This is a genomic window from Metaclostridioides mangenotii (genome assembly GCF_017873185.1).
GTDB lineage: Bacteria > Bacillota > Clostridia > Peptostreptococcales > Peptostreptococcaceae > Metaclostridioides > Metaclostridioides mangenotii.
The window spans coordinates 65,614-77,773 of the sequence record NZ_JAGGJX010000004.1; the positions used below are offsets into that span (position 1 = coordinate 65,614).

Sequence of the window (12,160 nt, forward strand, 5' to 3'; positions counted from 1 at the left end):
ATGTTTGAAAATTATATTCCTATATCTGTTCTATAGTGCATTCCCTCAAAATCAATTCCTTTGATGTTTTGGTATACTTTCTCTGCTGCTTCTTTAACTGTAGAGCCTTTTGCTGTTACACCTAGTACACGTCCACCATTTGTAACTAATTGTCCTGAATCAAACTTAGTTCCACTATGGAATACCACTATATCTTTATCCAATTTATCAAGTCCAGTAATTTTTTTACCTTTTTCGTAGTTACCAGGATAACCTCCTGATGTCAACATTACACATACAGCTTGGCTATTGCTATACTTTATCTCTATACTGTCTAATTTATCTTCTAAAATTGCACTTATTATCTTGTTAAGGTCTGTTTCAAGTCTAAAAAGTACTGACTGAGTTTCTGGATCTCCAAATCTAACATTGTACTCAAGTACTTTTTCACCTTCTTCTGTTATCATAAGGCCTACAAATAGAATTCCTCTAAACTTTAGACCGTCTTCTTTAAATCCATTTAAAGTTTTCTCTAGAACATCAACTCTAATTTTTTCAGACAGTTCATCTGTATAAATCTCGCTTGGAGAAAAAGTTCCCATACCCCCTGTATTAGGTCCTTTTTCATGGTCGTAGATCTTTTTATGATCTTTTGCACTCACCATAGGAACTATAGTATTGTTATCTACAAAAGCAAGTATAGATGTTTCTATTCCCGCCAGAAATTCTTCCACTACTATTTTTTCTCCAGCAGCTCCAAATTGTTTAGATTCCATTATGCTTTTTAAGCTTTCTATCGCAAATTCTCTATTTTCACAGATTATTACGCCTTTTCCAGCAGCTAGTCCGTCTGCTTTAATAACAACTGGGTATCCAAAGTCATCTATCTCGGCAATTGCACTATTTATATTTGTATACTCTTTATATTTCGCTGTCGGTATACCGTGTCTTACCATAAATTCTTTAGAAAAAGCTTTACTTCCCTCTAATCTAGAGCACCCTTTATTAGGTCCAAATACTTTGAGTCCTTCTTCTTCAAATTTATCAACAATTCCCATAACTAAAGGTACTTCTGGTCCAACTATAGTAATGTCAATATTTATTTTCTTTGCGAAATCAATCAAACCCTCAATATCGCTGTCACTTATATCAACACACTCTGCAACTCCACTAATACCTGCATTACCTGGAGCACAGTATATATTTTGGACACCATCTTCGCCTCTAAGTTTCCAGCATATTGCGTGCTCTCTACCTCCGCCACCTATAACTAATATATTCATAATATCTCTCCTAGTGTTTAAAGTGTCTTATTCCCGTAAATACCATAGACATCTTATATTTATCACAGGCCTCTATTGAGTCTTTGTCTCTGATTGATCCACCTGGTTGCACTACTGAAGTTATTCCGTATTCATGTGCCAACGCAACACAATCATCAAATGGGAAGTAAGCATCTGAGGCTAATACTGCCCCTGTAAAGTCTTTTTCATTATTGTTTTCTAACGCATTTTTAAGTGCCCAAATTCTAGAAGTTTGACCGCATCCAAGCGCTAAAGTCTGTCCATCTTTTACTACTGCTATTGCATTAGATTTCAGGTTCTTAGCAATTTTCATTGCGAACTCCATATCTTTTAGCTCTCTATCGCTTGGTTTCACCTCTGTTACTACTTCCATTTTTTCAAATAAAACATCGTTTTTATCTTGAACTAATAATTTACCATCTAAATACTTCATTTCAAATGGCTGTAAGCTGTCTTCAATTTTGTCAATCTTTAATACTCTCAAGTTTTTCTTTTGATTAAGTATTTCTAGTGCTTCTGACTCGTAGTCATATGCTACTACTATCTCTAAGAATATTTCATGTAGTTTTTCTGCTGTTGCTTTATCTACCGTTGAAGTTATACCAACTATTCCACCGAATATTGATACTGGATCTGCTTCATAACATTTTGTGTAAGCTTCAAAAGGATTTTTACCTAATCCAACACCGCATGAATTTGCATGCTTTATTGCAACTGCAACAATCTCATCGCTATCTTTAAATTCCCTCATAACTTCTAAACAACCGTGAAGATCATTTAAGTTATTATAAGAAATCTCTTTACCATTTAGCTGCTCGTAATTAAGTATAGGGTTTTTAGCACTTGAATCTGAATACAATAAACCGTTTTGATGTGGATTTTCGCCGTATCTAAGCTTGTGCTCTCTTTGGAAACTCATATTCAGTATATTGGGATACTTATCTCCAACTTCTTCAGCGAAGTAATTAGATATTAAGCTATCGTATCTACCAGTAGTTGAAAAAGCTTTGTACGCTAAATTCTTTCTATCCGCTACCGTTAAATCATCTTTTTTAAGTTTATCTATTATATATCCGTAATCGTTTATATCCACTACAACTGCAACATCTTTATAATTTTTAGCTGCTGATCTTATCATCGAAGGTCCACCAATATCTATGTTTTCAATTATTTCATCGTGGTTTTTACCTGCTTTTAATGTTCCTTCAAAATCATATAAATTTACGACTACTATGTCAATTGGTTCAATGTTGTGCTCTCTAATGGTGTCAACATGGTCTTTGTTGTCTCTTTTGTATAAAATACCACCGTGAATCATAGGATTTAGTGTTTTTACTCTTCCGTCTAGTATCTCTGGAAACTTTGTAACATCGTCTATCTGAATTACATTTTCAACTTGCTCTTTTAATACTCTGAATGTATTTCCTGTTGAAACTATTTGATATCCTAAACTGCTGAGTTCTTTTGCAAAATCTACTACACCTGTTTTATCTGTAACGCTTATCAAAGCTCTTTTTTTACTCATTTATTAACACTCTCCTACCTTCAACTTTTAATTTGTTTTCACAGAAAAGGCTAAGACTTTCTTTAAGTATTCTATGCTCAACTTTCAGAACTCTCTTTGCGAGAGTTTTTGCATCATCATCTACTTTAACCGCGACTATATCCTGCATAATTATCGGGCCTGTGTCAGTTCCTTCATCTACAAAATGAACCGTCGCACCAGTAAATTTAACACCATAGTCAATTACACCTTGGTGCACTTTTTTTCCATAAAACCCCTTCCCACAAAATGCAGGGATCAATGAAGGGTGAATATTTATCATTTTGTTTCTGTACTCATTTATAAATTTTGGACTTATTATTTTTAAATAACCTGCCAAAACTACTACATCTATATCTCTATCTTTTAATATTTCAATTATATTGTCTTCATTAGATTCGTATATTGCTTCTATATTGTTATTTCTAGCTCTTTCTAATCCATAAGCATCTTCTTTATTTGAAATTACAACCTTTACTATTCCTTCAATTTCTCCTGAATCAGTTCCATCGATAATTGATTGTAGGTTTGTACCCCCACCTGATATCAAAACGCCTATATTTAGCATAATTCAACACCTTGGTGGCTATCTACAACTTCTCCGATTGCATAAGCATTGTCTTTAAACAACTCTTTGTACTTACTATCTACAAAGGCCATATTGTCGTTTTCTCTTGAATTTATAAAGTCTACTACACCTTCAGCTTCTTCTTTATTTACAATTAATACCAAACCTATTCCCATATTAAAGCTCTTGTGAAGCTCTCTTTCATCTACTGCATCAAATCCTTCAATCATCTTAAATATCGCTGGTTTATCCCAAGATTTTTTATTTATGTCTAACCCTAGGCCTCTTGGTATTACTCTAGTTATATTTTCTATAAGTCCGCCGCCAGTTATATGTGCTACTGCCTTTATATTGTGTTTTTCAAGAATATCTAAAGCTAATTTAACATATATCTTTGTTGGAGTTAAAAGAGCTTCTCCGACTGTCATTCCTAATTCTTCAACGTATTGATCCATTTTATAGTTGTAAGTATCTAAGAATATCTTTCTTATAAACGAAAATCCGTTACTGTGTACTCCACTAGATGAAATCCCTACTAGCACATCTCCTGATTTTACATCTTTACCAGATACTATCTTTTCTTTATCTGCTATACCTATTGAAAATCCTGCGAGATCGTAGTCGTCTTGACCGTACATTCCTGGCATCTCTGCTGTTTCTCCCCCGATTAATGCACAACCTGACATCTTACAACCATCTGCAATTCCGCCCACAATTTTTTCTATGTGCTCCGGAACTAATTTTCCAAGAGCTATATAATCTAAGAAGAACAGTGGTTTAGCACCTTGACATATTAAATCATTTACACACATTGCAACTAAGTCTATACCTACAGTATCATGTTTTTCCATCATTTGAGCGATTTTCAGCTTTGTTCCAACCCCATCAGTTGATGCAAGTAAAACTGGCTCTTCCATAGATATAAAATCTTTTAGACTATACAACCCACTAAAGTTACCCAAATCTCCTATTACGTTGTTGTCATAAGTACCTTTTATCTTCTCTTTAATAAGATCTACTGCTCTGTTTCCTTCATCTATATCTACTCCAGACTGCTTATATGTCAACATATAACCTAGTCCTCCTTATCAATTATTTTAACTGCATAATCTCCATCAAAACAAGCCATACAGAAAGTTGTTTCACTGTCTGTAGCTTCCAACATTCCCTCTATATCTAAAAATTTAAGCGTGTCACAACCTATATGTTCTCTCATCTCCTCAACAGTATGATTTGATGCTATCAGGTTCGATCTATTTGGTGTATCAATCCCATAAAAACACGAGTACTCAACAGGTGGTGATGTCACTCTTAGATGTATCTCTTTGGCCCCTGCTTCTCTCAGTGATTTTACTAGACGTTTTGATGTAGTCCCTCTAACTATAGAGTCATCTACCAAAACTATAGATTTACCTTCAATCATTCTCTTTAAAGGATTTAATTTTATCTTTACTGCTATTTCTCTCTCTTCTTGTGTAGGCTTTATAAAAGTTCTGCCCACATATCTATTTTTTACTAGAGCTTCACTTACTCTGATTCCACTGGCATTTGCATAACCGAGTGCTCCTGGCCAACCAGAATCAGGTACTGGAACCACTATATCTGCATTAATATCGTCATTTTGCGCAAGCCTTTCTCCACATTTTACTCTGAAATCATAAGCGTTGACATTATCAATAGTTGCATCATTTCTTGCAAAGTAAATATGTTCAAATATACAGCTTCTCTTAACTGACTTTAAATTTTCTGAGTAATGGTAAGAATTCATTTTTCCATCTTTAACTACTATTATTTCACCAGGCTCTACGTCTCTAATTACTTCTCCACCAAGTATATCTATAGCGCAGTTTTCAGATGCAAATATATATTCATCACCCTTTTTACCCATTATAAGTGGTCTAAATCCATTCGGATCTCTTACTGCAACTAATTCATCATCGCTAAGTATTACAAGTGCATATGCGCCTTTAATGTAGTCCATAGTAAGTTTTAAACTTTCTACTATATCTCCTTTGTAATATCTAGCTAGTATATACAAAATAACCTCTGTATCAGAATCAGTTTGAAACATATATCCATCTTCTTCAAGCATATCTTTTAGGTAATTTGCATTAACTAAATTACCATTATGTGAAATAGCTAAATTTCTTTTTCTGCAAGTTCCAACAAATGGTTGGCAATTAGAAATATGACTACCACCTGCTGTTGAATATCTAACATGTCCAATTCCTATATTTCCATTAAGGTTTTCGATTTCTTCCTCCTTGAATACTTCACCTACTAACCCCATGTCTTTTTTATATTTAATTTTTTCGTCGCCCATAACAGCCATACCACAACTTTCTTGTCCCCTATGTTGTATAGAAAAAAGACCGTAGTACAGTTCTTTTGATACGTTTTTATCGGAGTAAATACCTATGATCCCACACATAAAAACCCCTCCTATTTATTCATTCTTGAAAGGACTTCTGTGTAGCTCTCTATAAGTCCGCCAAGATTTCTTCTGAATCTATCTTTATCAAGCTTTTCATTGGTGTCTACATCCCAGAGTCTGCATGTATCTGGAGATATTTCATCTGCCAATATTATATTTCCGTCCGCGTCTTTACCAAATTCTATTTTAAAATCTACTAGTTTTAAATTTAATTTTAGGAAGAAGTCTTTTAATAATTTATTTATCTTTAAAGTCTCTTCTTTTAAGTATTTAAGTTCATCTCTATTTGCAAGTTTCATTGCTACTGCATGGTCTTCATTTATCATCGGATCGTTGTAATCGTCATTTTTATAGCTCAACTCAAATATAGGCTCATCGAGAACAATACCTTCTTCCATACCTACTCTCTTACAAAATGAACCTGCTGTTATATTTCTTATGATCACCTCAAGTGGCAATATTTCTACTTTCTTAACCAACATCTCCCTCTCTGACAAACTTTTTATAAAATGTGTTTTTATACCGTTTTCATTTAACATTTCAAAAATTATAGTAGATATCTTGTTGTTTAAAATACCTTTTGAATCTATTTCAGCTTTCTTTTCTCCGTTAAATGCTGTTGCATCATCCTTATAGTAAACTACATACTCATTTTTATTATCTGTTTCATAAACTTGCTTCGCTTTTCCTTCATATAATAACATTTCATTACCCCCTTAGATTTTGATCATCTTCTAATACTTTTTGAGCCATCTCGTTTCTGTATTCTTTTAAATCTTCTTTAAGTTTAGGATATTTAAGTGTCATGATTTGAATTGCTAAAAGTGCTGCGTTAAGTCCTAAGTCTATAGTTACAGTTGCCACTGGTATACCTTTTGGCATCTGTACTATTGATAATAATGAATCTAATCCATCCATAGTAGATGATTTTATTGGTAAACCTATAACAGGTATTAAAGTCTGAGCAGCTATAACGCCTGGCAAGTGTGCTGCTTTTCCAGCAGCTGCAATTATTACATCTACTTCATCTTCTATTTCCGTTATAAACTCAGTTAACTGAGTAGGAGTTCTGTGAGCTGACAACGCTCTAACCACTACCTCAATACCGAATCTTTCTAAAAGCTTTATTCCCTCTTCTAATTTTGGGTAATCAGATTTAGATCCCATTACTACTGCTACTTTCACTTAACTTCACCTTCCTTATTTATATTAAGATTTATAATCATTTTGAATTAACACGAATTATATACTTAAATTTTATAATAATATACAGCTTTTTTCAAGGTTTTTTTGAATTTTTCTAGAAATATTATTTTATACCCCATTATAAATGTTCGTGTTTTTTAATTAAATACACTATATTTTACTATTTATTTAATTATAGTTCAATTCTATAAACTATTTAGCCCAAATTACATAAATATGTATAGAGCGGACTGTTCAATCATTTAATAATAGTATATAAATATTATCGATATTTAAGAGGAGGGAATATAATTGTCAGACTTAAAAAAAGTTTTGATAGGAAGCCCCATACACCAAACACCAGATATTTTAAAAGAGTTTCTGATGTCGCTAAAAGAATTAGATAAGAGCAATTTTGATATTAGCTATTACTTTATAGATGATAATATTGAAGAAATTTCTTCGGATTATCTTAAAGATTTTAAAGAAAGTGAAAAAAATGTAACTCTTATTGCTTCAGATTTTCAAGATAATTATGTTAAAAATGAACATACTCACATGTGGAGTCCTAATCTTGTTGATAAGGTAGCAAATTTCAAAAATGAAATTATTAGATATTCAATTGAAAATAATTTTGACTACCTTTTTTTCATCGACTCTGATTTAATAGTAAATCCTGGAACATTGAATCAACTTGTAGGAGATAACAAGGATATAATATCTAATGTATTTTGGACTAAGTGGGAGCCTAACACAATTGAAATGCCACAAGTTTGGTTAAAGGATTCATATGATATGCACGATGATAGTATTCCAATAGATCAAGCACAACAAACTATGGAGTTTATTAATAAGATGAGAATACCTGGAGTTTATAAAGTTGGTGGACTTGGAGCATGTACTTTAATAAGCAAAAAAGCGCTCTTATCCGGTGTAAGTTTCAGCAAAATATACAATCTCTCATTTTGGGGAGAGGATAGACATTTCTGTATAAGAGCTGCTGCTCTAGGACTTGAGCTTTATGTAGATACCCATCTTCCTGCTTACCATATCTACAGATATACGGACCTTGAGGGTGTAGAGAATTACAAGACTAATACAATAGCTAAAAGTAAAGATCAAATAAAATCCAAAGTGTTAAATAGTATAACAAAGGGAATTAACGCATTAGAAACATACTCATATCAAACTGAATTTTCTAATGACTTTTTAGAATACTTTACTTTAGATGAGGGAAAAAAACAATTGCTTTTGATTAACAGTAAAAAAGACAATGTAGAGTCTAATAAAATAATTAATAGAGCTTGCATAACTAAGTGCGACTTTGATGACTTTGATATAAACGATACAAAAATTGACTGTGATCTAGAATTGACTGTAGATGGATTTAAAAACTTTAAAAGCTATTACAATAAATACTCTGCAAAGTGCAGGTTAACAAAACAAAATGATGGTAAGTATCTGATCGATGAATTTATTATTGGAAATGAAATAACTCTAGAGAACGCACCTATTGTTAGATATTTTAGAGATAAACCTACACTTACTTTATCTATGATCGTAAAAAACGAAGAAGGTAGATATCTAAAAAAAGTGCTTGAATCTGCTAGGGAATATATCGACAGTGCTGTAATAATAGATGATGCCAGCACAGACAATACTGTTGAAATATGTAAAGAGACCCTAAAAGATATACCTCTTACATTAATTTTAAACAAAGAATCAAAATTCAGCAATGAAATTGACTTGAGAAAACAGCAGTGGAGAGAAACTATAAGTACAGATCCCGATTGGATACTATTCTTAGATGCAGATGAAATATTCGAAGATAAATTCAAAGACAATGTCAAGGAATTAATGATTAACTACGATATAGACAGTTATATGTTTAGACTTTACGACTTTTGGAATGAAGATCATTACAGGGATGATAATCTATGGCGTGCGCATAATTCTTATAGAATTTTTATGATAAGATATCAAAGGAATTTCGATTACAAATTCAATGAATCAGCTCAACACTGCGGAAGAATGCCCTACAATGTCGGAGAACTTCAATACTGCCTTTCTAACATGAGATTAAAGCATTATGGTTGGTCATGTGAAGAAGACCGCATTGAAAAGTATAATAGATACTTAAAGCTAGATCCAAATGGTGAATTTGGATCATTAGATCAATATGCTTCTATCCTCGATGAAAATATAAACTTGACTAAATGGGATGAAAACAGTTAGTATTTTAGTAAATTTAGGATGGTGAAAATAGTGAAAATAAAAGTTTTAACTATATTTGGAACTAGACCTGAAGCTATAAAAATGGCTCCTTTAACTAAAGAGCTTCAGCTTTGCGACAGTATCCAAAGTATAGTATGCGTTACAGCCCAACATAGACAGATGTTAGATCAAGTTTTAAAAACTTTTGATATAACTCCTGATTATGATTTAAACATAATGAAAGATGGTCAGACATTAACTGATATAACATCAAAAGCTTTATCGAGCTTAGATAGCGTAATGAAAGAAGTTAATCCAGACATAGTTTTGGTACATGGAGATACAACTACTACTTTTGTAGGCGGACTATCTGCCTTCTACAATAAGGCAATGATTGGCCATGTTGAAGCAGGACTCAGAACATATGATAAATACTCCCCTTTCCCTGAAGAGGTAAACAGACAACTAACAGGCATTTTAGCAGATATTCATTTTGCTCCAACAGAGCACGCTAAAGAAAATTTATTAAAAGAGGGAAAAGATATCAATAAAATATTTGTTACAGGAAATACAGCTATTGATGCACTTAATACTACTGTAAACGACGACTACCATCATGAAGTATTAGATAAATTAAAAGATGACAGAATGATTTTATTGACTGCTCATAGACGTGAGAATCTTGGTAAAAATATGTATAGCATGTTTAGAGCTATAAAGAGAATTGCAGATGAATTCGAAGATGTCCAAGTAGTTTATCCAATTCATTTAAATCCTGAAGTTAGAAAAACTGCACAGGAGGTATTTGGAGATGACAATAAGATACATTTAATAGAGCCACTGGAAGTATTAGATTTCCACAACTTTATGAGTAAGTCTTATATAATCATGACAGATAGCGGTGGGATACAAGAAGAAGCACCTTCTCTAGGAAAACCAGTATTAGTACTAAGGGATACTACTGAAAGACCTGAAGGGGTAGCTGCTGGTACATTAAGGTTAGCTGGTATTGACGAAGATACAATATATTCTCTTACCAAACAACTGTTAACTGATAAAGATGTCTACAATAAAATGGCAAAGGCTTCAAATCCTTATGGCGATGGAAAAGCTAGTAAATATATAGTACAGCATATTTTAGAATTATTCTAAACACGAATTAAAGAGGATATATCAATTCAAAATTGATATATCCTCTTTAATTTAATACTTTTATACTTCTATTTATCTCCTCTAAACCTATAATAATATTATCTTTATCTAGGTTTATTTATAATAATTATGATATTTATTATAATAATTATTATCGCTATATTTCATCTTATTTTCTTTATCGCTTTTCTGTGAATCAGAGAAACCATTGTAAGAATTGCTTTCATAGCCATATAATGGTTTATGATGATCGCGCTCTTTATGTCGATCACATTCATCGCAGTCACATTCATCGTGGCAGTCCCATTTTTCATGTCTGTCGCATTTATCGTCGTGTTTTTTATCAAATTTACACTTATCGCCAGTGCGAACTATAAATTCAATTGCTATTTCTCTAAGTTCATCTATTAATTTCTCAACTTGATCTAACTCTTTAGATAAATCACATGTTAAACACTTACAGAATGATGAAGATACTCCACTAAGGTTACAACAACTTCTATTACAGAATATAATCAGGATGATTATTTTAGCTATAATAGACAAAATTAGAAGTATTAGTTGTAGTAGTACACAGAATAATTCTCCTACTAAAGATTCATGTTTATCGTCACAGTTTACTTGTCTTATTGCATCAGCTAAGCAACTGTTAAGTTTTAAAGCTCTCTCTAATTCTTCTTTGAGAGAACAGTTTTCTATTAAACCACTTTCTATTAATTCCTCTAATATTCTAGAAAGGAATCCCAATATTCCCCTATCAGAACTGTAAACAAAAATTTCATCTACTTCTTTTACAAGTGCTGCTGTATGCAGACTACCCCCTACTAAAATATACTGAATTATATCCCATATATAACAAGGTGTTATTTGATATAGATCACTTTCCACCTTTAAAGATTCTAATTTTTGTTGAGGTATTATATCAATTAATTTTCTTAAATCTGCAGTACAGGCTTCTAAATCTGATTTATAGTTATTTAAAGTTTTAGCATTATCCATTTATTTCACTCCTATATTTTTTTAGAATAAGTTTTATACCCTAATATAAATATATTAAATAAACAAATTTTTGACACTATAAAACAATATTTCTTAAAAATAGTATAATAATGCGTATTTTCATCTTAATCTGCAGGACTCAATGCGCTAATAATAGTTTTAACTACCATATCTTTTTCAGTTTTATCATCCCATTCTAAATTCGGGTATAAGATAAATCTCGGTATAAAATATCCTAATACATTTGTGATGATTATACGAAAAGCTGTCATAGTCGGTATATCAATGATATCGCCTTTTTCTTTAAATTTATCATATAAATTTTCAATCTTATTATATCCGTACTCATAAAATAAAGACTCGATTTCGTCCCTTATATATTCTTGTGACATAAACTCATTTACAAGTATTTTTAAAATAGGTGTCTCTTTTTTAGCAAACTCAAATCTATCATCCACAACAGCTCTTATAAACATTTCAAATGTGATATACTCTTTGTTTAATACAGTTTCATAAAACTCTTTGAAAAATTTAGGTGCCATAAATCTAATAAACGATGGAAATACAACCGCATCCAATAAACCTTTTTTAGTTCTGTACTGTCTAAAAATACTTCCCTCTGCTACCCCAGCCCTTTGAGCAATTTCTGCAGTAGATACTTTTTCGTATCCTTTTTCACTAATTAGTTCTACTGCTGCAATCAAAATATTTTGCTGTTTCTTTGTCAGTTTTCCATCCTTGTTATTGTCATTTATAATATAATCAATCCAATCGCTCATATA

Annotated in this window: 11 protein-coding genes; 2 read left to right on the forward strand and 9 right to left on the reverse strand. The window is 32.2% G+C overall.

Features of this window, described 5'->3' with window-relative positions:
* Window positions 1-11: 11 nt before the first annotated feature.
* Genes purD through purE form a run of 7 tightly spaced genes read right to left on the reverse strand, consistent with a single transcriptional unit; the run spans window position 12 to window position 7,013 of the window.
* Window positions 12-1,262 carry a phosphoribosylamine--glycine ligase gene (gene purD / locus J2Z43_RS10090; protein WP_209457085.1) on the reverse strand — a complete coding sequence of 417 codons (1,251 nt, stop codon included), beginning with the start codon at window positions 1,260-1,262 and terminating at the stop codon, window positions 12-14.
* A 10-nt stretch (window positions 1,263-1,272) separates the two neighbouring features.
* On the reverse strand, window positions 1,273-2,808 hold the full coding sequence (purH, locus tag J2Z43_RS10095) for a bifunctional phosphoribosylaminoimidazolecarboxamide formyltransferase/IMP cyclohydrolase (RefSeq protein WP_209457086.1): 1,536 nt from the start codon (window positions 2,806-2,808) through the stop codon (window positions 1,273-1,275).
* A complete protein-coding gene (gene purN, locus J2Z43_RS10100) occupies window positions 2,801-3,394 on the reverse strand; it encodes a phosphoribosylglycinamide formyltransferase (RefSeq protein ID WP_209457087.1) in 594 nt (197 codons plus the stop codon). Before purN ends, purH begins: the two co-directional genes overlap by 8 nt.
* Window positions 3,388-4,464, reverse strand: a complete 1,077-nt coding sequence (purM, locus tag J2Z43_RS10105) for a phosphoribosylformylglycinamidine cyclo-ligase (RefSeq protein WP_209457088.1) — start codon at window positions 4,462-4,464, stop codon at window positions 3,388-3,390. The genes purN and purM overlap by 7 nt, the downstream gene beginning before the upstream one ends.
* 5 nt (window positions 4,465-4,469) lie before the next feature.
* Window positions 4,470-5,825, reverse strand: coding sequence for an amidophosphoribosyltransferase (purF, locus tag J2Z43_RS10110; RefSeq protein ID WP_209457089.1), 1,356 nt, complete (start codon window positions 5,823-5,825; stop codon window positions 4,470-4,472).
* 11 nt (window positions 5,826-5,836) lie between these two features.
* Window positions 5,837-6,532, reverse strand: coding sequence for a phosphoribosylaminoimidazolesuccinocarboxamide synthase (purC, locus tag J2Z43_RS10115; RefSeq protein ID WP_209457090.1), 696 nt, complete (start codon window positions 6,530-6,532; stop codon window positions 5,837-5,839).
* Window positions 6,533-6,536: 4 nt separating this feature from the next.
* Entirely contained in the window at window positions 6,537-7,013 is a 477-nt protein-coding gene (gene purE, locus J2Z43_RS10120; protein WP_209457091.1) for a 5-(carboxyamino)imidazole ribonucleotide mutase, read from the reverse strand.
* Window positions 7,014-7,325: 312 nt separating this feature from the next.
* Here purE and J2Z43_RS10125 point away from each other — a divergent pair, with 312 nt between their 5' ends.
* Together J2Z43_RS10125 and wecB are read left to right on the forward strand one after the other, a co-directional pair.
* Window positions 7,326-9,248 (forward strand): glycosyltransferase family 2 protein, encoded by a 1,923-nt coding sequence (locus J2Z43_RS10125; protein ID WP_234926351.1) that lies wholly within the window; start codon window positions 7,326-7,328, stop codon window positions 9,246-9,248.
* A 27-nt stretch (window positions 9,249-9,275) separates the two neighbouring features.
* Window positions 9,276-10,379 (forward strand): non-hydrolyzing UDP-N-acetylglucosamine 2-epimerase, encoded by a 1,104-nt coding sequence (wecB, locus tag J2Z43_RS10130; protein ID WP_327786960.1) that lies wholly within the window; start codon window positions 9,276-9,278, stop codon window positions 10,377-10,379.
* A 114-nt stretch (window positions 10,380-10,493) separates the two neighbouring features.
* Here the strand turns inward: wecB and J2Z43_RS10135 are convergent, their stop codons facing one another.
* Window positions 10,494-11,378 (reverse strand): hypothetical protein, encoded by an 885-nt coding sequence (locus J2Z43_RS10135; RefSeq protein WP_209457093.1) that lies wholly within the window; start codon window positions 11,376-11,378, stop codon window positions 10,494-10,496.
* A 125-nt stretch (window positions 11,379-11,503) separates the two neighbouring features.
* Entirely contained in the window at window positions 11,504-12,157 is a 654-nt protein-coding gene (locus J2Z43_RS10140; protein ID WP_209457094.1) for a TetR/AcrR family transcriptional regulator, read from the reverse strand.
* Between the last annotated feature and the right edge of the window lie 3 nt (window positions 12,158-12,160).

What these genes read in the sequence shown, in the direction of transcription:
- purD (WP_209457085.1), bottom strand. Translation starts at nt 1,262, where the DNA reads ATGAATATATTAGTTATAGGTGGCGGAGGTAGAGAGCACGCAATATGC.
- purH (WP_209457086.1), bottom strand. Translation starts at nt 2,808, where the DNA reads ATGAGTAAAAAAAGAGCTTTGATAAGCGTTACAGATAAAACAGGTGTA.
- purN (WP_209457087.1), bottom strand. Translation starts at nt 3,394, where the DNA reads ATGCTAAATATAGGCGTTTTGATATCAGGTGGGGGTACAAACCTACAA.
- purM (WP_209457088.1), bottom strand. Translation starts at nt 4,464, where the DNA reads ATGTTGACATATAAGCAGTCTGGAGTAGATATAGATGAAGGAAACAGA.
- purF (WP_209457089.1), bottom strand. Translation starts at nt 5,825, where the DNA reads ATGTGTGGGATCATAGGTATTTACTCCGATAAAAACGTATCAAAAGAA.
- purC (WP_209457090.1), bottom strand. Translation starts at nt 6,532, where the DNA reads ATGTTATTATATGAAGGAAAAGCGAAGCAAGTTTATGAAACAGATAAT.
- J2Z43_RS10135 (WP_209457093.1), bottom strand. Translation starts at nt 11,378, where the DNA reads ATGGATAATGCTAAAACTTTAAATAACTATAAATCAGATTTAGAAGCC.
- J2Z43_RS10140 (WP_209457094.1), bottom strand. Translation starts at nt 12,157, where the DNA reads ATGAGCGATTGGATTGATTATATTATAAATGACAATAACAAGGATGGA.